This window comes from Desulfosporosinus sp. FKB (genome assembly GCF_002196705.1).
Classification (GTDB): Bacteria; Bacillota; Desulfitobacteriia; order Desulfitobacteriales; family Desulfitobacteriaceae; genus Desulfosporosinus.
In genome coordinates this window covers 54610-75572 of the sequence record NZ_NADJ01000028.1, presented here as the reverse complement: position 1 = coordinate 75572, position 20963 = coordinate 54610, and the positions used below count along the sequence as shown (strand labels likewise).

The window sequence follows — 20963 nt, the reverse complement described above, 5'->3', positions numbered from 1 at the left end:
ACGGTGTCTAAGAAACTTATCGCACTAGTATTGGTGCTAATCTTACTTCTATTTCCTTCTGGTGTTAGGGCCGCTGAAGTGCCTAGGCAAGAACTATCTAATCTCACCTTATTTTCTACTGAGCAAGTATTTAAAGCGCCTTTTAATCAGGCAACTTATTATTTTACCTTACAGCCCTATTTTCAAGCCGGCGGACATTGCTTTTTGGACTTATTTTATACTCATTCCGATATTCTTGATTATGAAGCTTCCAACATGAGCGTTCTCGTCAATGGAGTACCTATTGCCAGTCGAAGGTTTTCAAAGGAAGACGCAGAAAATGGATCATGGCGGGTGGATTTGCCGACTCAAAGCTTCACTCAAGGAATCAATCAAATTCAGATTGCAACCAAACAAAGTACTTCCGGTTCAAACGGTCAGGACATTGACAATACGGGTAATTGGGTTGTCCTTTCGCCCCATTCGAACTTACACCTCGAATTGACGGCAAATTCAATCGGTTTGTCCACATATCCGTATCCTTTTTTAAATCCTTTTGCCCGGCAGCCGGTGCAAAGTACGTGGTATTTGCCAAACAATACTAATGTGGAAGATATTAAATCCATGTTGGCGACAGCTGCTGATTGGGGTTCTAAAGAACCCTATCAGCCGCTCAAATTTAATGTTAAAGTCGGAAAAGACAATCCTGGAGACAGTGACACGATTCTTTTTGGGCAGCTCAAGGAATTGCCCGGTACAGGGAACTCTGATTTGCCGGCTCAGGTAGGCGTTCTTTCCTTCAGCCAAAGCTCAAACGGGAACGGAGATACACTTCTAATCTCGGGAACTGACTCTTCAGGCTTAGCCAAGGCAACGGCGTCTTTGAGCAGTCCTGATACGGTTAATCAGATTAAGGACAATACCCTGATTGTTCAAAATGATCCCGCTGCCAATCGGCCACAAAAACAAACCATTGGCTTAGCCGGTTCTTATACCTTATCTGATTTAGGTTACTCGGATATCGTTCTGGGTGGGGTATTTCACCAGCAAACCAGTATTGTCCTTAACCGCCCCTTAAATTGGCAGCCCGGCAGTTCCAGCTATATAAATGTGCATTTTAGGCATTCTGTTCAATTGGATCCAGCCAAATCCGCTCTCACAGTTTACATAAACGGGATTCCGGTAAAAAGCACTCCTTTAGATGCCAATAATGCCGATCAAGGTGAACTTCGTGTCCAGATTCCGGCATCAGAATTAAATAAACCCTCATGGACTGTTAACTTTGCTTTTATGAACTATCTCAATGTTAATGGTAGTGCGAAGCGTTATGATGAAGTCGCTTGGTCGGTTCTTTCTGCTGCTACAGAAATTTATCTGGCTCCAGGCCCAATCGATAATTCATGGGGACTAAAGGAATTTCCCACGATTTCCCGTCCTGGTCAGTCTTCTATACAAGCCACAATGTGGTTATCTCAACAACCGGATCAGGAAGAATTGACCCTGGCCGCGATAATTGCTGCCAAGGCGGCTCAAAAAGGACAACAGATTAATTGGAATGTCGTGTTGGGGGCAAGGACAAAGCAAATGGAGAATAACGGCCCTGTAATAATGGTAGGATATACTCAGGAAAAAGAACGTTTAGACGGATTAAAACAAGACATTCCGGCTTGGCCTGATCAAAATGGCAGTTATGACGTTGCACCTTTTGTCAGTTTCATTCCAACTCAAAATAATGCAGCGGCTCTTCTTGAAACGGCCACATCGCCTTGGAATAAACAGCAGCCTCTCTTTGTGGTTCTTGGAACAAAAGCTGATTCGCTAAGTAAAGTAAGTGAGGTCCTTTCTAACAGTAAATTAGTGGATCAAGTAACCGGACAATTAAGTATTATTTCGGCTGATGGAACCATTACTTCCTTATCCCCGACTGTGGAAAATCAAAGAAACCAGCCCAACATTATTCAACAAAGGCCTGTTCTCGGATACGCGGTGGTTGTAGGAGCAGTGCTGCTGCTCACCCTTGGCAGTTTATGGCTGATCCGAAGAAGGGATAGGGTGGGAAGGCCATGAAGATAATGGGAAAGGGCAAAGCGATTCTTATAGTGCTTATAGTATTAGCAATTATAGCTGTTTCTTTGGTTCTGGTACTTTGGAAACAGAGGTCGGTTCCCCAAAATTATACATCGGTTCGTTATCTCGCGCCGCTGCCAAACTCGGAGCAACAGGCGATCCAGAATTCCTTGGATGATTTTTGGCACGCATACTCCCTGCAAAACACTACCAAGGGAGACGAAAAGGACCCAGCTCCAGTTCCAAAATCAGAATCAATAAACTCTATAAGCAGTGAAACAAACTCAACGACAGATACAACAACGAAATTACTTTATCCAGGCATACCTCAAGGGCTAGTGACTGTCCCTCTGAGCAATTCTAGCATAAAATTAAGCTGGGATCCTGCTCCGTATGCTTCAACTTATAACGTTTATCGTTCGACGAATCAGGAGCGAGGATATCGTAAGATTGCGAACGAGAAGGATCCAGAGTATGTGGATACAGGACTTAATCCAAGTACCGAATATTTTTATAAAATAAGTTCTGTGAAAAGTTCCGGTGTCGAAAGCTATTTTGCAAACCCGGTTGGCGCAGTGACTAATGCCTCAGATGCTTCAGCCCCAGCCAAGGAAAAAAATAATCCTTAAAAAAGGAAGTGCCTTTCGCTTTGGCTAAGGCACTTCCTTTTTGTGATGCAAAGTTCTAAACAATAAACTTGCCTATGACACTTTGAAGCTCCGTGGCTAAGGAAGCCAGCATATTGGCAGATGAGGCTATTTGTTCCATTGATGCTGCTTGTTCCTCGATGCCTGCAGATACTGTTTGGGCTTGAGAGGCAGTCTCCTTACTATAAGTATCGATCTTTTCGGCTGAAGTTGCCAGTTGCTGAGCGCCAATTGACACTTGTTGAACCGTTGCCGTTATTTCTTCGATTTGAGTTGTAACAGACTCAACAAGTTTGCTAATTTCCTTAAACGATTGTTCAGCGACATTTACGACATCAAGGCCTTCTTTTACATTTTTAACTTCGTGGTCCATTGCTGTAACTGCTAAATCGATGTTTTCATTATTTTGCTCAATAAGAGAAGTAATTTCTGTTGTTGATTTTCGTGACTGCTCAGCAAGTTTTCGTACTTCTTCAGCTACCACTGCAAATCCGCGGCCATTTTCTCCAGCTCTTGCTGCTTCAATCGCGGCGTTTAAAGCCAGCAAATTGGTTTGTTCCGAAATTTGAGTTATAAACTGAATGATGGTGCTGATTTTTTTTGAGCTTATTGAAAGATCTTCAATACGTTCTTGAATGATATTTGTCCCGTCACTAATGTTATTCATTTGGAGGGTTACTTCGTCCAAAGCCTTTTGCCCGGTTTGAGTTGTCATCAATGTTTTTGTCATCGAATCGGCAATTTCACTGCTGCTTGCCGCAACCTCCTGTGTGCTGGCAGAAATTTGTTCAATAGAAGAAGTTACGTTATCAATAGCCATTGCCTCTTTTTCAGTCTCATTGGCAACAAGCTCCATGGATGAAGCAATCTGATTGGCAGCTTGGGTGTTTTCTTCAATAATGGCACTAAGTTCTTCAGATGATGTCGTTACTTCTTTTGAGGTATGACTAACCTGGTTAACTAGTTCAAGGAGATGTTTTTTCATGAGGTTAAAACTCTGAGCTAACTTACCCGACTCATCGTTTTCCTTGACAATAACATCTTCAACCGTTAAATCACCATTCGAAACTCGTTCTATCCCTGCTAAGACTTTCTTAAGGTTAATGGTAATTAAATTAGCAATTAGATAACTGATCAGAAGGCCTAAAAGAGCCGCGATGAGGGTTAAAATAATAATGACTCTTTGGGCATCGATATTTCTCGAGTCATTTTGAGTATAGATAGTATCTGCTTTTTGGGCACAGAAATCAGCAAGTTCTTGAAGGGTTGTATTTATCGTATCGAGATGTGCTTGAGCGTTATTAGCGAAATATTCATAAGCCGTTGGATTTCCCTGTTTGGCCAGCGCTATTGCTTTTTGCTGTTCAGTTCTAAAGGCGGTTAGCTCCTGATTAATTTTAGATACTCTTTCTTTTTCATAGGAGTTATTAGCTAATTTCAAGTAGGAAGCATAACTTTTATCAAAGGCATCAGAGAGAGAATTGATCTCGTCTTGCAACGTTTGTTGAGAGGTTTTATCTTTGACTAAAAAATAATGAAAGGTATCTGATTCATCAGCCCTGGTCAAAGCTCGCGCATCATTTATGTATTTGACAGACAGAAGGTAATTTGCATAGATATCATCCATTTGAGAATTGTCGACGGCACTAAAGTGGTAACCAACAAAACCCACTGAGCAGATGAACAATACCATGATTACGACCAAGGCTAAAATTTTTTTCCGAATTTCCCAATTTCTAAACCAACTCATACATAGCGCCTCCAAATTATTGGTATTTGGCAAAATTAGTTGACTTATCTCGTCTAACACTTTTACAGTTGTTTACTTCATACGTTTTCTTTCATCATTCGCTTTAAGCGCAGCACCTGTTGCTGAGAATTTGAGCCCTCCCTTTATTAGGATTTTAGTTAGAAATAAAAATCGCCACACCTTTGCGGTATGGCGATATGAGCGTTTCGGAAGCTTGGCAGTCATCAGCTTAACTGGAAGACCCATAGCTTTGCGTCCTTGGCTTTCGCCAAGTTTGCCTTTATCGTCATCCCATAATTTTTTTGTACAGAACTCTTTCGTATAGTTATAATACTACCTTTAATTTTACGAATGTTGATGTTGACAGTATCTTAATGACTTTATCAAAATTTATTAAACAGTAAGACCACTAAAATAAAGATAAAGTACAGACCACTTACTAGGGGCTGTACTTTATGTCGCCGTGATGTAACAGCAGAGATAGGTCCATACAACAGAACTATCATTCAAAATGGTGTTAAAAGTCCATCGTTTATATTCTTTGACGCAAAACCTTGATATAACAATCACACTTTTGTCACGAAAATACCAAATGTCTGGTTTAGAGTAACGTTAGGACAAAAAGGAGGTGAGTTGAACCATGAATCCCTACAGCGGAGGCTTTAGTTTTGGAAGTGGGCAGGGGCATATTGCGCCTATTCCCAATGCTCCTGGTTCTAATTTCTCTGTTCCCAATAGTGGCGGCAGCAATGTAATAAGTAGCGGTTTAAACGTTTACGCCTTAATTAACATGGGGCTGCATTTTATTATTGTAATCGCTGTTCTCCTGCTAATATTCTATACTGTTAAACACTTAGGAAGATTTCTCCTGTCAGTCAATAAACAGAGTGATAAAGCTCTTGAATTGCTGAATGAGCGCTATGCCCGCGGTGAAATTGACACGGAGGATTATATGACAAGGAAAAAGACGTTAGGTTACATGTCTGAAACGAAAACTGGTTAAGAAGAATCAGGAATTTGAACGTTAAATAAAATTTTCTGCCCAAGAATTTTCTGAATTCGGAATACTTCTTGGGCTTTATCGCTTTTGGTTTCATAATTATAAAGCCGAAATATCTGGATTCATGCCGACCAACTATAGCGGGTATACGGCAATTCATCCCCCAACTAAAAAGGTAGGAGACTTCTTGCCTCACGAGGATAAATTTGCTAGGAGCTTTTCGATGTAATTCACTGTTGGCTGTAGGGCCAAAAAACTGGTATACTAGTACAAAAAGATTGGAGTACTGTATGGACATTGCCGTCTCAGAACGATTGCCCCACGAGTCAACACGTGAATATGTCTATCGCTGTTTGAAAGAAAATATTATGAATTTAAGGCTTCCCCCAGGAAGTGTCTTGTCAGAAAAGGATATTTCCGTATTGCTGAATGTAAGCAGGACTCCTGTCCGAGAGGCTTTTATTCAACTGGAAAGCGAATATCTGCTGGATATATTGCCTCAAAAAGGAACAAGAGTTTCTTTATTAGATGTTGAGAATGTAGAAGAATCCTTCTTCTTACGTGAAACTATAGAGAAGGAAGTCATTAATCTCGCGGTTAAAGAATTTCCTGCAGATAAGTTGTTTGAACTGCAGTCTAATATAACCCTTCAGGAATTATGTGTAGAAGAAGAAAATTATCTGAAGTTTTTTGAGCTTGATGAAGCATTACATAGGTGTATCTTCGAAGGGTGCAGAAAGGGTCGTATTTGGTCACTGATCCAACAAATGAGTACTCATTATAACAGAGTAAGGATGTTGAATGTTGCCGGCAAACATGATTGGCCTGAGCTTCTGAGTCAGCATGAGGATTTGGTTCGAGCCATCCGAGAAAAAAATCCATCCTTAGCAGCCAAAACGATTCAAAAACACCTAAATAAAATTCGTATCGATATTGAAGATTTACTCATTGAATTCAGGCATTATTTTATCTAATTAAGCGGAACTTAACCAAGACCAAACATACAAATCACCTCTTTATGGGAAATATTCTTCATATTCCCATAAATGGGGTGATTTTTTTATCCACAATCATCTAAATAATATTGACTAATATAACTAGTATGGTAGTATAATTAGTATAAATCAAGAAAGGGGTCTGAATTCTGGTCTGGAGATAAAATAATTTGACGAGGAGGATAGGGCGCGTGAAAATGAGCTTTCGTTGGTATGGTAAAAAACATGACAGTGTTTCTTTACCGTACATTAAACAGATTCCCGGAATGGAAGGAGTCGTGACTGCCTTATTTGATATCCCCGTAGGTGAAGTATGGCCTTTAGACGATATTATGAACGTTAAGCATGATATCGAGAGCTATGGCTTGCTTTTTGAAACCATTGAAAGTGTAAATGTACACGAGGATATTAAATTAGGGCTGCCTAGTCGTGATCTCTATATTGAGAACTACAACAAAACATTGCGGAATCTTGCTCGAGCAGGCGTAAAGGTCGTTTGTTACAATTTCATGCCTGTATTTGACTGGACTCGAACGGAATTAGCCAAAGAACTTACGGATGGGTCAACGGCTTTAGCCTATGATGACAGGAAGCTGCGAAATTTAGATCCTCGGGTTCTTGTTGCAGAGATGGAGAAAGGTTCAAATGGTTTTGTTCTGCCCGGATGGGAGAAAGAACGCTTAACAGAATTAAAAAGCTTATTTGAAATGTACCGCGATTTTGATGAAGACAAGCTCTTTAAAAACCTGCAATATTTTCTGGAGGGTGTTATTCCCGTCGCCGAAGAGTGTGATATCAAAATGGCAATTCATCCTGATGATCCACCCTGGTCTGTCTTTGGCCTTCCCCGAATCATTACTTCAAAATCAAACTTGGAGCGTCTTATTCATTTGGTTGATAGTCCTTATAACGGTATAACCCTTTGTACCGGATCATTAGGGGCCAATCCCGAGAATAATATACCGGAGATCATCCGCTATTTTGGCAAACTGGGAAGAATTCATTTTGGCCATGTGAGAAATATCCAAATTCACGAACCCGGTGTTTTTAATGAAGTAGCCCATAAGGATGTAAACTCGTCTTTGGATATCTATGAAATTATGAAAGCCTTTTATGACATTGGTTTTACGGGACCTATTCGCCCCGATCACGGCCGTATGATTTGGGAGGAAAAGGGAAGACCAGGTTATGGATTATATGATAGGGCCATAGGAGCAAATTACTTGTTAGGCCTTTGGGATGCAATATCTAGAATCAGGCATTAATAACTAGGATATCTATCACTGTTGAGAAATGGTATTAAGACTTTAACCTACCGAGGCTATTATAACTATGGAGGGATATGATAGATGTTTAAGAAGTATCGCTGGACGATTGTAACGATGTTATTTTTGTCCAATGCTATTAATTATGTGGATAGATCAGCAATGTCCGTTGCCCTTCCGATTTTATCGAAAAAATTTGCATTAACGCCGTTTGCTTCAGGCCTAATCTTAAGCAGCTTTTTTGTCGGATATGCTCTTTTTAATTTTATAGGCGGATTCTTATCAGACGTAGTTGGTCCGAGAAGAGTTATGGGTTATGCTATGGCTGTTTGGTCAATCTTTTGTGCTTTAACAGCAGGGGCTTTTAGTTTTATTTCGCTCTTCTTTATCCGTGTTATTTTTGGTTTTGGTGAAGGGCCTCTGACCTCGACTACTAACAAAACAATGAATAACTGGATTCCGCTTAAGGAACGGGCTACAGCAGTCGGGATATGCAATGGAGGAGCGCCGATTGGAGGAGCGCTGTCAGCGCCTTTAGTTGCTTTCATATCCCTGAAGTGGGGATGGCAGGCAGCCTTCCTTGTCCTTGGAGTCCTGGGGCTGATTTGGACCTTCTCTTGGTTCAAGATCAGTACCGACAAGCCCAACAATCACCCTCGGGTATCCCAGGAAGAATTAAAAGAAATTACGGCAGGCAGAGACATAGCTGCTGCTCAAGTTGGTTCAGCGCCAGCTAAGGTCAGCCTTCTTTCAATCCTCAAACAACGCAGTATCCTGGCTTTGATTGTGGGGATGTTTGGCTATAATTATACGCTGTTCTTTTTTATCACTTGGTTTCCCAGCTATCTCGTAGAAGGGCGGCACCTTAGTATCTCTCAAATGGGAATCGCCGCTATGATTCCCTGGATAGCGGGTGCCTTGGGTCAAGTAGCCGGGAGCTTGATTATCGATTTCATTTATCGCAAAACAGGCAAGGTTCTCTTTTCACGCAAAGTTGTCTTGGTGACGTGTCTTTTGCTTGCCGCCGTATGTGTTGTTTTAACTGGATTTGCTAATTCCGCTGTCAGCGCAGTTTTCTTTATGACACTCGGTGTCTGCTTCATCTACTTGCAAGCAACGACTTACTGGGCGATTATTCAAGACCTTGTACCCAGTGAAAAGGTTGGAGGAACAAGCGGATTCGTGCATTCTATGGCTAACATTTCCGGTATCTTTGGACCTGCTTTAACAGGATGGATCGTTCAAAGTACCGGTCATTTCGCTCCCGCCTTTGTTCTGGCCGGAGGCCTGGCAATTATAGGTGCTTTAGCAGTTGCTTTTTTTGTCAAAGGGGCTAAAAACGCAGGTGCCGTTCCTCAGGAACAGATTGCTTAAAGATTTCAAGAAGAATGTTCAGACACTGCCGCTATTAGATATGATTTAATAATTTAAAGTTGGGCCAGGGACAAATTCGTTCTCAACGAAGTCATTGTCTCTGGCCGATTTAGACGCTTTCATAAAGAAAAGGTAGGTGTAAAGGGTGAACAAATTCATGGATGAAAATTACCTGTTAGAATCCCAAACAGCTCGGCAATTATTTTTTGATTATGCCAAGGACATGCCTATTTTTGATTACCATTGTCATCTCCCGGCACAAGAGATAGCAGATGATAAAAAATTTGACAATCTAACGCAGCTCTGGTTAAACGGGGATCACTACAAATGGAGAGCTCTAAGAGCGAACGGCATACCTGAAGACTATATCACGGGCCATAAGAGCGACCGGGAAAAATTCCAAAAATGGGCTGAGACTGTTCCCTTTACCATGGGAAATCCACTCTTTCAATGGACACATTTAGAACTCAATCGGTATTTCGGTATTGATACCCCGTTAAAACCTGATACTGCAGACTCTATCTGGGCGACCTGCAACAGGATGCTGGAAAGCGGTAACTATTCAGCGAGAAGTTTTATTACGAAGTCAAATGTTAAAGCTCTCTGCACTACAGATGATCCCATAGATTCCTTAGTGTATCATGAAAAATTAAAAAATGATGAAACCTTTAAGGTTAAAGTTCTTCCCACCTTTAGACCGGATATGGCCCTGGAAATCGGGCATAAATCGTTTCTCGAATGGATCAATAAATTGGGTGATATCGAAAACATTGCCATCAATTCGCTGGAGGATTTTTATCTTGCTTTAAAAAACAGAATTGAGGATTTTCATGCTCTGGGTTGTCGATTGTCAGACCATAGTTTATCTGCTGCCTTTTACAGTAAAGCAAGTGAAGAAGAGATAAGCAAAATCTTCAAGAAACGTTTAAATCGACAGATTATCGTACCTGAGGAAGAAGTTAAATTCCGAGCAGCCATACTGTCCCATTTGGCCCAAGAATATGCCAAGCATGGCTGGGCTATGCAGCTGCATGTAGGTGCTTTGCGCAATGTCAACTCGAAAATGTTTAAATCCATTGGGATTAATACCGGTTTCGATACGATTGCCAATTTTAATTTTATCAATGACTTAGCCAATATTCTTGATGATCTTGAGAGTGTCGGGTTACTTCCCAAAACAATTCTCTATTGTTTAAACCCTACGGATAATTATTTATTGGCAGCTATGGCAGGAAATTTTCAGAGCCATTTTCCGGGAAAGATTCAATTTGGAGCGGCCTGGTGGTTTAATGATCATGAAGACGGTATGTTAGCACAAATGAAGACTTTGGCTAATGTTGGACTGTTTTCGCGCTTTGTCGGAATGCTGACGGATTCCAGAAGTTTCCTTTCCTATCCCAGGCACGAATACTTTAGAAGGATCATGTGCAATCTCGTAGGACATTGGGTAGAGCGCGGCGATTTTTATACTGATTTTGATTTTTTAGGACAGATTATTAAAGGTATATGTTTCAACAATATTAGGGATTTTTTAGGCGTTGAAATAGATTAGAAGAGATTACGGAAGTAATTAGAATTCGAATACGATTACGATAAGAATAGGATGTTGTGCATGTCAAATAAGGAGCAAATTGTTTCTCGAATTAAAGAGGGCGGTTTGGTGGCAGTTATCAGAGCAGATCATAAAGAACAGGCTTTTAAGATTACTGAAGCTTGTCTTGCCGGAGGAGTTGCGGCGATTGAAATTACCTTTACAGTACCCGGAGCGGAGGAACTTATTAAGGATTTAGCCCAAACGTATAAATCCAAATCCATATTAATAGGTGCAGGAACAGTACTTGATCCTGAAACGGCAAGGACAGCGATCTTAGCCGGGGCGCAATATATCGTCAGCCCGTGTCTCAATACGGAAACGGTGAAGCTTTGTAACAGATACCGGGTTCCTTGCATGCCTGGGGCTATGACGATTAAAGAAGCTGTCGAATGTATGGAAGCCGGAGCGGATGTGGTAAAAATATTTCCGGGAGAATTGTTCGGCCCGGCCATTATTAAAGCCATAAAAGGTCCCTTGCCCCATGCATCCCTGATGCCTACCGGCGGAGTCAGTTTGGAGAATGTGAGCGAATGGATTAACGCTGGGGCGATAGCTGTTGGCATCGGAGGAAATTTGACATCAGGTGCTAAAAACGGTGATTATGAGTCCATAACCACCATCGCCAAACAGTTCACCGAAAAAATTAAAGCAGCACGAGCTCATTAAAAGAGGCAGCATAGCAGCAATTAGGGAGGACAAAATCAATGCTCGACTTAAGCAGAGAAGGCATAAAAAACGGTAAGCCCTGGACAGAATCCGGTATTGAATTACCAGGTTTTCAAGCTGATGAAATGATTAGGGTTACACGAGATAATCCGGCCTGGGTCCATTTCGGGGCAGGTAATATTTTTCGAGGATTTATCGCAGTACTACAGCAAACACTTCTCAATAAAGGGGTGGCTAATACAGGAATTGTAGCTGTTGAGGCCTTCGATTGGGAAATTATTGATCAAATTTATAAACCCTATGACAATCTGAGTTTATTAGCCACTATGAATATTGATGGGACTTTAGCTAAAAAAGTAGTTGGCAGCATCAGCGAAGGGTTGGTTGGGGATCCTGCTCGTCCTGAGGACTGGGCAAGGCTGAAGGAAATTTTTACTCGGCCTTCCCTCCAAATGGCGAGCTTTACGATTACAGAAAAGGGTTATAGCTTAAAAGGGATATCGGGGAAATATTTTTCAGAGGTTGAGCTGGATATGCAGCAGGGACCGGCCCAGCCCCGCCACCTTATGGCTAAGGTTGCTTCTCTGGCCTATACACGCTTTATAACCGGCGAGCTTCCCGTTGCCTTTGTGAGTATGGACAATTGTTCTCACAATGGTGAGAAACTTAAAAGCGCCATCATAACCATTGCTCAAAAATGGGCAGAGAATAAACTAGTAGAGAAGGACTTCCTGGCATATTTGAATGATCCGGCAAAAGTTACTTTTCCCTGGACAATGATTGATAAGATTACTCCAAGGCCATCGGAAACCGTGCAGACTGCTTTGACGGCTTTGGGTTTTACAGGCACAAAAATCCTCTGTACTAAGAAAAATACCTTTATTGCTCCCTTTGTGAATGCTGAAGGGCCGCAGTATCTTGTAGTTGAAGATGAATTTCCCAACGGTCGCATGATGCTGGAACACGCAGGGGTGTTCTTTACGGATAGGGAGACGGTAGATAAGGTTGAAAAAATGAAGGTCTGCACCTGCTTAAATCCTCTGCATACGGCTCTGGCAGTATTTGGCTGCCTTTTGGGGTATACTCTTATTGCCGATGAAATGAAGGACAAGAGTCTAAGGCGGCTGGTGGAGAAGATTGGCTATCATGAAGGGCTGCCTGTCGTTGTTAACCCGGGTATCATAAATCCGGAGGATTTTCTCCGTGAGGTTTTGGAACAACGGTTAACAAACCCTTATATCCCCGATGCTCCTCAAAGGATAGCAACCGATACCTCACAGAAAGTGAGCATAAGGTTCGGAGAAACTATTAAAGCTTATCAAAAACGTCCGGAACTGGATCCTGCTGATCTAACCTATATTCCTTTAGTTATCGCCGGATGGTGCCGCTACTTGTTGGGTGTGGATGATGCGGGAAAGGAAATGAAGTTAAGTTCGGATCCTTTGTTGGAACCCTTGGGTAGTTATCTTGCTGGTATAAAGCTGGGAGATCCGGGTTCAGTAGGTGATAAATTGCGGCTAATTTTATCTAATACAGATTTATTTGGTTTGAATTTATATGAAGCAGGATTGGGAGAGAAAATCGAAGGCTATTTTAGAGAGATGGTGTCAGGCGTTAATTCTGTCCGAGCAACGTTAGAGAAATACTTGGTTTGAATAATCTAATGATCTGTATAGCTTAGACAGTTTAAACGTAAAATGCCAGATATTGAGGTGGCAAAATAACAATGGATGTTGTCAGCTTCGGTGAATCCATGGTTGTCCTTAGTCCGGAAAGCTCCGGACCTTTACGATATGTAAATCGTTTTAGTAAATCTTTGGGCGGGGCCGAGTCGAATTTAATTATAGCCCTTGCCAGACTTGGGCTTTCCGTCGGTTGGTTTTCTAAGGTAGGCGATGATGAATTTGGACGCTATATTGTAAATTCAATTCGGGCGGAAGGTGTTGATGTTTCACGTGTAACTTTCGAAAAAGACCTCAGTACCGGGTTATTGTTTAAGGAAAACTATCAACATGCGAATCCCAATGTCTATTATTATCGCAAAAACTCAGCAGCCAGTACCTTTGGGGCTGAAGATATTGATGAAGAGTATATAAAGCAAGCCAAAGTTCTGCATATTACAGGAATAACCCCTGCTCTTTCTCCTAAGGCTTCTGAAGCAGTCTTTGCCGCGGTGAAGATCGCCAAAGCTAATGGAGTATTAGTCTCCTTTGACCCTAACTTAAGATTAAAACTATGGAACATCAAGGAAGCCCGGCAGCAAATCTTAGAACTTGCCCGCTATGCAGATATTATTATGCCGGGTATTGATGAGGCAGAGCTTCTTCTGGGAATAAAGGATATTGATAAGGTTGCGGATTACTTCTCCTCTCAAGGAAGTACAATTGTTGCCATAAAATTGGGCCCGAAAGGCTGCTATTTACGTCATCAATCTGAAGAACTGTTTGTTCCCGGATACAGCGTTGCAAACGTTATCGATACCGTGGGAGCAGGGGATGGGTTCGCAGCAGGCCTTTTAGCGGGAATCCTGAGAAATGAAAGTTTGGAAAGAAGCGGCAAATATGCCAATGGGGTAGGAGCTATGGCCACTTTGGTTCCAGGAGACTCGGAAGGGTACCCGTATCTTGAGCAGCTTTTAGAGTTTATAGGCGAAAAACAAGGTATCGAGAGGTAAAATTTAACCTTTCTTGCAGAAGTCCCCTTCCTCTTCAGGGAGGGGATGAATCGCCATGCGCACATTCACAATTCACAAAATTCTATAGTATTTGGTAAAATACTCTTGTATAATAGAATCAGTCGTAGAGGAATAAAGGACGGATTCTATGTGCGAATTAGATAATAACAATCACTCAGTAGATTCCAAAGGAATTGTTGAACGTCTGCAATTTTAGTCCTGGGCTTTTAAGGCCCGGGATTTTATTTATGATGATTAAATACACACTATGGCAGACCAAAAGTATATTGACAGAAGGAAGAAAAATAGCTACTATTATTGTTAGTCGACTAACTATTAGCTGTAAAACTATATGTGCTGGGAGAGAACTTTTTTGGGATTTAAATTTAATTCACTGGAATGGTTATTCCCTGTATTTGACCGCATGCACCATAATTGTTTGAAAGAAGAAATCGTAAAGAGAGGGATTGGCGAAGTAAGTAACCCGCAGATTTTATTTGTGCTTAAGAACGAAATGAATAATATGGCAGCATCGCAAAAGGAACTGGCTGAAATCATTGGAATTAGTCCACCTACTATTGCAATATCTATCAAGCGTATGAAAAAATCCGGGCTAATCTATCAGTATCCCGATGAAAAAGATACAAGGCGCAATCTGATCAAGCTTTCAGAAAAGGGATTAGCTTACATTGAAGAATGCGAAAATGCATTCAATAAAGTTGATCATGCGATGCTGAAGGGGTTTACAGAAACTGAACGGGAACAAATGAAACAATTTTACTGCCGTATGATTAATAATCTTGAATCTATAGGGGCTCACCCTCCAGCTCAATTTAAAAAGGAGCGTAGAACGAACGATGGAAATTAACGAACTAAAAAAGCAGAAATACCTTGGTGATAAGGGAATGATTGTCCTAATTGCAGTTCTTAGTGCTTTCATTCCCCTTTCAATGGATGTATATCTTCCTGCTTTGCCTACTATGACAGAATATTTCCGCGTGTCTCAGTCAATCATTAATCTCACCTTAATAATGTTCTTCATTTTCTTTGGTTTTGGCACCCTGTTCTGGGGGCCATTAAGCGATAAGCATGGTCGAAAACCCATAGTATTAATTGGTCTCGCCATTTACACGGCTGCCAGTCTTCTCTGTTCCTTATCATCAAGCGTCTATTTACTGATCGCTTTTAGGGCTTTACAGGCATTTGGCGGAGGAGCTGCTTCCAGTGTTGCCACGGCATTAGTCAAAGATGTTTATAGCGGCAGAAAACGAGAATCTGTTTTGGCTGTGGTTCAGTCGATGGTAGTAATTTCTCCGGCTGTGGCCCCAGTAGTTGGATCATTCTTGTTGAATGTAACGTCTTGGCGGGGAGTTTTTGTGGTTCAAGCGCTAATAGGTATTTCTGCTCTGGCCGGTTCTTTAGCTTTACAGGAAACAATTGTTGAGAAAGGTTCTGCTTCCCTGATGAGGACCATTGGCCGACTCGGAGTCGTCCTTCGCAACAGGAGATTCACGTCACTTCTTATTATCTTTTCAATGATGAGTATACCTGCCCTAGCCTTTATTACTGCATCATCCTACATCTATCAGGAAAATTTTCATCTAAGCAGCCAGGTCTATAGTTACTACTTTGCTTTTAATGCCCTGGGAATGTTGTTTGGTCCCCTCATTTATATCCGTTTATCAAACCATTTCAGCCGTATCACAATTATTAACGCTTGTTTTGCTTTAATAATCGCCAGTGGTTTTCTTATCAGTCTTATTGGCAGCTATTCACCGCTGCTCTTTGCTGTTACCTTAGTACTCTCCACCGTTTCTGGGAGTGCCATGCGTCCGCCGAGTGCATTTCTGATGTTGGAACAGCAACAGGGAGACACAGGTTCCGTCTCATCACTCATGGGTTCCTTTGCTACAGTTATGGGAAGCGTCGGCATGGGTATTGTCTCTCTGAGTTCGAATAATCAAATTGCTGTCATTGGAGATTTGAACATTATTTTGGGCTTGATCTGCGGGGCAGTTTGGCTATATCTCTCCAGCAGGCCATATTTAAAACAAGCAACCGCCGATTAAGAAGCAGGGTTTATCGCTCTCAAACGATAAACCCTGCTTTTGTTTTAGGCTATTTATTAATGTTCAGCTTTAGCTGGACGAGTTCACTTCCGCTTCTTAAGGATTTACATGCTTCGGCAGCAAAGGGACAAGAATCAACCCGGATACGATGAGCAACATGCCAAGGACTAAAGTTTTTAAATCGCTTAAGCCGGATTTCAAAACCCAGAAAGAATAAAGAGAGGCTCCCAGAGCCATTGTTCCGTCCAGTAAACGTTTCCATAAATTAATTTTTTCGTAGTTCTCTCCTTTTAAAACTACTACCAAAGAATAAATGCCGGAGAAAAGGTAAGGAACTAAATTTGCAAGTGTGGCAATAATAATCATTTCGTTAAATGCATTGGCAATAGTATCAGAAATCATTGAGAGCAGGAATAATTGGGTAAGGGCGTTTGTTATCCAGGCAGCCCGGTAGGGTGCCCCATTTTTATTTTCTTTCACGAACCAGTGAGGAAAGAGATTAAGGCGAGCGGATTGATATGGGACCTCAACACTTAGTAATATCCAGCCAACCGTTGCCCCGAGCATAGAAAGAACTCCGAGAGCTGCCATGATAAAGGAACCCTTTGAGCCAATAATTTTCGTTAAGACGTCAACTAAAGGCTTATCGGCAACCATCAACTCTTTGGCTGGCAATGCCCCCATTGCTAAGAAGGTAATAAGAAGGTAAATAGCTAAGGCGATGATCAAGCCGGTAAGTGTTGCCCATTTAACATCTTGTAGTCTCTTGGCACGTCCGGATAGCCAGACCGCAGATTCTACACCAACGAAGGCCCAGAGCGTAAGAATAGCTCCTTGATTCATTTGCTGAAAAAGTCCGATTGTTTCGCCCGATTTAAGCGTCTTTTCCGCAATAAACGGATGGAGATAGGTTACATCGAAGATGGAAAGAGCAATTATTATAAAAAAGATAAAGCCTAGGATTTTAGTCACAGTAGCAAAGAAGTTAATTTTGCTGGCAGCATAGGTTCCTTTGAACATAAGATAATGAACAAACCAAAGTACCGCTGAAGCAATAGCAAAAGAGAGGAAATTACCTATCTGAACATTAAAACTGCCCAGGGAAAAGAGAATTGTTTTAGATTGTAAAATAGGCAGGAAATACGTTAAATAACCAACAAGTGTAATAAGAATTGCAGCATTTCCAGGTGAATTTGAGGTCCAATAGCCCCATGAAATTTCGAATCCCATAATTTGTCCCAGCTTGCTTTTGCCGCCAAATAATTCTCGTGTATAACTGGGCGGGCCACCGATTAATTCAGGCTTGAAATCCGACAGTTGACCATATACATGGGCCAGCATTAAAACCCCAAGGCCGGTGAACAGCCAGGCAAGCAATACACCTGCAGGGGAGCCGACGTTGGAGAGAGATTGTGGAAGCATAAAAATTGCCGATCCAACCATGTTTCCAGTAACAAGTGCGGTTAATAACCAAAACCCTAGCTTTTTGTCATTCATATTAATCCTCCATACTTTTTTTAAAGGCAAATAAAAGTAAGCCCTTAAAGCTATCTATGTACTGCTTAAGGGCTTACCATGTTTAGAAGGTATATCGCCGAAGCAGGTAGCTCTCCACAAGATGCTTGTGACAGTTATGTTCCTTTCGAATACATAACCAGCATGTGAGTTTTTGGGTATTATCTCACACACTTCGGCGATACTCCCTTTCAAGTCATAATATTTCCCTAAACTAAGACGACTTTACTCTTGAGGACCGCGCCTCTACCTTGAAATTATAGTTCTCTGAAATTATAAGTTGATCCTTTAGTATCGTAACCGGGATAAGCCCTCTTGTCAATGAATATTCTGTTCATTTGAACTGTAAGTTTATGGACTTTAGCATAGTGCTGAGTCTCACGTGATTAATTGAACGCTGATTGAAAATGAACCTCAATCGAATCTTAGACTAGGATGGTAAAGCCCAGTAAAAACTGGGCTTTTTGTGATGTATTGGAATATCACAAAATGCGTTCCAAGCCGAGACAATTAGCTTGAATTAAAGAAGCAATCTGGGTAACCAATCATGCCTGAATCACAGTATTATAACTAATTACGACAAAATAAAACAATATAATTTAAAAACGTATTATGCGATAGGATTTTCAGACAATCTTCAGTTGTGATTCAGCGTGAATTCATTTTGAAGTAGTAGCATCTTAATAGGGGTTCGGAGATTCTGCTTTTAGGAAAGGAGAGATTTAAAGTGCTCGTTAAGCAGCGTAATGATAATTATTGGTTTATTCCAGTTCCACTTCGATATGAAAACCAGATTCTGGGACTCATAAATCCGGGCTGTACCTATAGGCCATCAGAGAGCAGTCGTAAAGCCCTAGGAACAATGGCTCTGATAGCCGGAAGTGCCCTGAATAATATGTCATTACGTGAAGAAGTGCTGTTGGCAATGACCAAGGCTTTAGAAGCCCGCGACGATGAGACCGAAGCTCACGCAAGAAGGGTTTCGATGTATGCCGGACATCTTGCAGTAAGACTTGGAATGGATGCTTATGAAATTCGGTTTCTGCGCTGGGGTTCTCTACTCCATGATATTGGCAAGATAGGTCTTCCAGATGCTATCTTACATAAGCCAGGACCTCTTACAGAAGAAGAAATGCAGGTGGTTAAACGACATCCTCAAATTGGTTATGATATACTTCGAAATCTGGGATTTCTGGGACAAGCTCGGGAGATAGTTCTTGCTCACCATGAACATTGGGACGGTACCGGTTACCCAAAGGGTCTTCAGGAGGAAGAAATTCCTTTAGGGGCTAGAATTTTCTCAGTTGTAGATGCTTTTGATGCCATGACGTCAGACCGTCCCTATCGTAAAGCAATGTCGTTTAAAGAGGCAAAAAAAGAATTGTCTCGTGTATCTGGGAGACAGATTGAACCAAAAATTACCCATATTTTTATGAATATAAACGATGAGGAACTTGCAATTCTCCGTCAGCAGGCGGAGTCATCTAGTAATCTGCCAACGAAAAATAAGCTATTAGAAAGGTGATTAAACGATGGATTTGATAGAAGTACTGCAGAGAAGAAATAAGTTGTTTATTGGTTTATCATTGTTAACGACGTTATTAAGCTTTATATCGATTGTGGGAGGAAATTTGCCCCTCAACCAATCAATAGCCGTGATAGTTCCAATGGCAGTTCTGAATTTAGTCATGCTGGTATTTTACTGGAAAAGGTATTTAGTAAGTCAAACAATGTTTATCGTTGCACTTTCCTATGGTGTCATGAACTTTATGAATTTTATTAGTTTTCCTAGTGTTGTGAACTTTTTTGTTGCCTTTTATTATATTGTTATGCTTTCTTTTTATGAAGAATGGAGAGTAATCTTAATAACAGGTTTCTTTAATTTTACGGGTTCCGTAGCTGCGTTCTTGGAATTTAAGGATTCAGTATTCAAGAGTTTCGGGTTTCAAACCTTTATGCCGGTTATGATTTTTATGTTACTCGTTATTGCCTTTTTATTAATTCAGACTAAATTTAGCAAGAGTTTACGTCTAACTATGCTGGAAACTCACAAAAAGGCCACAAAATATAACGATAAATTAGAAACAATTATGGCCGAAATAAAGAAAGTAATACATACTCTCAAGACCCTGAATATAAAACTTAAGCAAGATATTGAAACGACAGATACTATATCCTCCGAGGTTACTAATATATTTACCGAAATCGCCTCCAGCATTAACTCTGTATCCGAGAATGTTGTTGATATAACAAATTTGATCCATTCTAACAGCGATTCAATTGATAGTTTAGCAAATGCATCCGATAATATGAAAAATCTTACAGATTTAACGGTTGAGGTTAATCGAGACGGTGTAATTAAGGTTGATCAGTTTGAAAGCAGTATGAGAACCGCTAATAGTATTGTTGATGAAGCGGTTAATTTAATGAGTTCCTTAAGTAAAGAGACAGAGAATATTGGGAATATACTTGAGTTAATTAATGGGATTACAGAACAAACTAATCTACTTTCATTAAATGCGGCTATCGAAGCTGCTCGTGCCGGTGAACAGGGAAAAGGTTTTGCAGTTGTAGCCGATGAAATAAGAAAACTCGCGGCCAGTTCAAAAGAATCTATTAAACAGATATCGGGATTTTTGGAGAGTATTCAGTTAAAATCTGAAGCGGTAAGAAAAATGATTGACAATATCGCCGTGGCTTCTGGTTCAAGTTCAAGGCTAACAGAAGAAATTAAAGGTGTTTTTGCTGCAATTAACTCTAATACTGAAAAGTTAGCAGACCATGCTAAAGTTGTAGATCGGCTAGTCAAGGATTTTCAGCAGTCTTCAGCAGGAATTATCAATGAAATATCATCAATCTCAGCTATATCCCAAGAAAACACGGCTTCAGTCGAAGGGGTGTTAACGAATTTAAACGAACAAAATCAAAGAATAAATCATATCACGAAAAGCTTTGAAGAAATTTATACTCTTTTTAACAATCTTGAAAATGCAAGTGATAATTAGTTATAGTCTATGAGCCAGAGGAACTTGAAATAGTTTTTAAAATAAAAAGCTGGGAAAAACTGAGAACGAGTAAATTTTTAACGGATTTAATTGATTCTGATCCACATTTGGAATATAATAGCATTTGTGTTGAGGTAATGTTGTAAACTGGTTTTTGGAGTGAGATAGTAATGAGCCGTGTTGAAATACTTCAGATGATTGAAACTTTGCGAGAGCACTTAAATGTTCTTGGACTGAAAAAGCCGCTTGTTGACCCAGAAGTTATTCAAGTTAGCCAGAGGCTCGATTCATTACTTAATATTTACAACAGCCTGTAAATTGAGGGGATTTTACAGCGGTATGGGTACTACTCGTGTTTTCCTT

Annotated in this window: 18 protein-coding genes and 2 riboswitches; of the genes, 15 read left to right on the top strand and 3 right to left on the bottom strand. The window is 40.9% G+C overall.

Going from position 1 to position 20963, the window contains the following annotated elements:
- Positions 1-3: 3 nt before the first annotated feature.
- Entirely contained in the window at positions 4-2046 is a 2043-nt protein-coding gene (locus tag B5Y67_RS08945) for a cellulose biosynthesis cyclic di-GMP-binding regulatory protein BcsB (protein ID WP_088226106.1), read from the top strand.
- Positions 2043-2675, top strand: coding sequence for a fibronectin type III domain-containing protein (locus B5Y67_RS08940; RefSeq protein WP_088226105.1), 633 nt, complete (start codon positions 2043-2045; stop codon positions 2673-2675). Before B5Y67_RS08945 ends, B5Y67_RS08940 begins: the two co-directional genes overlap by 4 nt.
- A 55-nt stretch (positions 2676-2730) precedes the next feature.
- On the opposite strand, the gene B5Y67_RS08935 is transcribed toward B5Y67_RS08940, so the two are convergent.
- A complete protein-coding gene (locus tag B5Y67_RS08935; RefSeq protein ID WP_088226104.1) occupies positions 2731-4443 on the bottom strand; it encodes a methyl-accepting chemotaxis protein in 1713 nt (570 codons plus the stop codon).
- A 72-nt stretch (positions 4444-4515) separates the two neighbouring features.
- Positions 4516-4689: a hypothetical protein gene (locus tag B5Y67_RS25295; RefSeq protein WP_170932640.1), complete on the bottom strand. Its 174-nt coding sequence runs from the start codon at positions 4687-4689 to the stop codon at positions 4516-4518.
- Positions 4649-4732, bottom strand: a riboswitch (cyclic di-GMP riboswitch). It overlaps the preceding gene by 41 nt.
- 351 nt (positions 4733-5083) lie before the next feature.
- Here B5Y67_RS25295 and B5Y67_RS25840 point away from each other — a divergent pair.
- The 10 genes from B5Y67_RS25840 (at position 5084) to B5Y67_RS08885 (ending at position 16080) form a co-directional block, all read left to right on the top strand.
- Positions 5084-5446 carry an SHOCT domain-containing protein gene (locus tag B5Y67_RS25840; protein ID WP_242975912.1) on the top strand — a complete coding sequence of 121 codons (363 nt, stop codon included), beginning with the start codon at positions 5084-5086 and terminating at the stop codon, positions 5444-5446.
- 287 nt (positions 5447-5733) lie between these two features.
- The gene (locus tag B5Y67_RS08925) at positions 5734-6417 is read left to right on the top strand and encodes a GntR family transcriptional regulator (protein WP_088226103.1); all 684 of its coding nucleotides are present in this window, start codon (positions 5734-5736) and stop codon (positions 6415-6417) included.
- Between the two features lie 212 nt (positions 6418-6629).
- Positions 6630-7703 (top strand): mannonate dehydratase, encoded by a 1074-nt coding sequence (uxuA, locus tag B5Y67_RS08920; RefSeq protein ID WP_088226102.1) that lies wholly within the window; start codon positions 6630-6632, stop codon positions 7701-7703.
- 84 nt (positions 7704-7787) lie between these two features.
- Complete coding sequence (locus B5Y67_RS08915) at positions 7788-9077, top strand: MFS transporter (RefSeq protein WP_088226101.1); 1290 nt, start codon at positions 7788-7790, stop codon at positions 9075-9077.
- Positions 9078-9234: 157 nt separating this feature from the next.
- On the top strand, positions 9235-10629 hold the full coding sequence (gene uxaC / locus B5Y67_RS08910) for a glucuronate isomerase (RefSeq protein WP_348982298.1): 1395 nt from the start codon (positions 9235-9237) through the stop codon (positions 10627-10629).
- Positions 10630-10689: 60 nt separating this feature from the next.
- Positions 10690-11337: a bifunctional 2-keto-4-hydroxyglutarate aldolase/2-keto-3-deoxy-6-phosphogluconate aldolase gene (locus B5Y67_RS08905; protein ID WP_088226099.1), complete on the top strand. Its 648-nt coding sequence runs from the start codon at positions 10690-10692 to the stop codon at positions 11335-11337.
- 38 nt (positions 11338-11375) lie between these two features.
- Positions 11376-12992 carry a mannitol dehydrogenase family protein gene (locus tag B5Y67_RS08900; RefSeq protein ID WP_088226098.1) on the top strand — a complete coding sequence of 539 codons (1617 nt, stop codon included), beginning with the start codon at positions 11376-11378 and terminating at the stop codon, positions 12990-12992.
- Positions 12993-13063: 71 nt separating this feature from the next.
- The gene (locus B5Y67_RS08895) at positions 13064-14011 is read left to right on the top strand and encodes a sugar kinase (RefSeq protein WP_088226097.1); all 948 of its coding nucleotides are present in this window, start codon (positions 13064-13066) and stop codon (positions 14009-14011) included.
- A 373-nt stretch (positions 14012-14384) separates the two neighbouring features.
- A complete protein-coding gene (locus B5Y67_RS08890; protein WP_170932639.1) occupies positions 14385-14879 on the top strand; it encodes a MarR family winged helix-turn-helix transcriptional regulator in 495 nt (164 codons plus the stop codon).
- Positions 14869-16080: a Bcr/CflA family efflux MFS transporter gene (locus B5Y67_RS08885; RefSeq protein ID WP_088226095.1), complete on the top strand. Its 1212-nt coding sequence runs from the start codon at positions 14869-14871 to the stop codon at positions 16078-16080. The genes B5Y67_RS08890 and B5Y67_RS08885 overlap by 11 nt, the downstream gene beginning before the upstream one ends.
- A gap of 96 nt (positions 16081-16176) precedes the next feature.
- Here B5Y67_RS08885 and B5Y67_RS08880 read toward each other — a convergent pair whose 3' ends face one another.
- Positions 16177-17577: an amino acid permease gene (locus B5Y67_RS08880; RefSeq protein WP_088226094.1), complete on the bottom strand. Its 1401-nt coding sequence runs from the start codon at positions 17575-17577 to the stop codon at positions 16177-16179.
- 99 nt (positions 17578-17676) lie between these two features.
- Positions 17677-17852, bottom strand: a riboswitch (Lysine riboswitch).
- 470 nt (positions 17853-18322) lie between these two features.
- On the opposite strand from B5Y67_RS08880, the gene B5Y67_RS08875 reads away from it, so the two are divergent.
- The 3 genes from B5Y67_RS08875 to B5Y67_RS08865 all read left to right on the top strand — a co-directional run bounded on the left by B5Y67_RS08875 (position 18323) and on the right by B5Y67_RS08865 (position 20917).
- Positions 18323-19120 (top strand): HD-GYP domain-containing protein, encoded by a 798-nt coding sequence (locus B5Y67_RS08875; protein WP_088226093.1) that lies wholly within the window; start codon positions 18323-18325, stop codon positions 19118-19120.
- 7 nt (positions 19121-19127) lie between these two features.
- Positions 19128-20600: a methyl-accepting chemotaxis protein gene (locus B5Y67_RS08870; protein ID WP_088226092.1), complete on the top strand. Its 1473-nt coding sequence runs from the start codon at positions 19128-19130 to the stop codon at positions 20598-20600.
- Between the two features lie 170 nt (positions 20601-20770).
- Positions 20771-20917, top strand: coding sequence for an aspartyl-phosphate phosphatase Spo0E family protein (locus B5Y67_RS08865; protein WP_088226091.1), 147 nt, complete (start codon positions 20771-20773; stop codon positions 20915-20917).
- The last annotated feature ends 46 nt before the right edge of the window (positions 20918-20963 follow it).

Bases quoted from the DNA above. Each gene is read 5' to 3' on its own strand.
- B5Y67_RS08940 (WP_088226105.1), top strand. From the start codon at position 2,043: ATGAAGATAATGGGAAAGGGCAAAGCGATTCTTATAGTGCTTATAGTA.
- B5Y67_RS08935 (WP_088226104.1), bottom strand. From the start codon at position 4,443: ATGAGTTGGTTTAGAAATTGGGAAATTCGGAAAAAAATTTTAGCCTTG.
- B5Y67_RS25295 (WP_170932640.1), bottom strand. From the start codon at position 4,689: ATGGGTCTTCCAGTTAAGCTGATGACTGCCAAGCTTCCGAAACGCTCA.
- B5Y67_RS25840 (WP_242975912.1), top strand. From the start codon at position 5,084: ATGAATCCCTACAGCGGAGGCTTTAGTTTTGGAAGTGGGCAGGGGCAT.
- B5Y67_RS08925 (WP_088226103.1), top strand. From the start codon at position 5,734: ATGGACATTGCCGTCTCAGAACGATTGCCCCACGAGTCAACACGTGAA.
- B5Y67_RS08915 (WP_088226101.1), top strand. From the start codon at position 7,788: ATGTTTAAGAAGTATCGCTGGACGATTGTAACGATGTTATTTTTGTCC.
- uxaC (WP_348982298.1), top strand. From the start codon at position 9,235: ATGGATGAAAATTACCTGTTAGAATCCCAAACAGCTCGGCAATTATTT.
- B5Y67_RS08905 (WP_088226099.1), top strand. From the start codon at position 10,690: ATGTCAAATAAGGAGCAAATTGTTTCTCGAATTAAAGAGGGCGGTTTG.
- B5Y67_RS08900 (WP_088226098.1), top strand. From the start codon at position 11,376: ATGCTCGACTTAAGCAGAGAAGGCATAAAAAACGGTAAGCCCTGGACA.
- B5Y67_RS08895 (WP_088226097.1), top strand. From the start codon at position 13,064: ATGGATGTTGTCAGCTTCGGTGAATCCATGGTTGTCCTTAGTCCGGAA.
- B5Y67_RS08885 (WP_088226095.1), top strand. From the start codon at position 14,869: ATGGAAATTAACGAACTAAAAAAGCAGAAATACCTTGGTGATAAGGGA.
- B5Y67_RS08880 (WP_088226094.1), bottom strand. From the start codon at position 17,577: ATGAATGACAAAAAGCTAGGGTTTTGGTTATTAACCGCACTTGTTACT.
- B5Y67_RS08870 (WP_088226092.1), top strand. From the start codon at position 19,128: ATGGATTTGATAGAAGTACTGCAGAGAAGAAATAAGTTGTTTATTGGT.
- B5Y67_RS08865 (WP_088226091.1), top strand. From the start codon at position 20,771: ATGAGCCGTGTTGAAATACTTCAGATGATTGAAACTTTGCGAGAGCAC.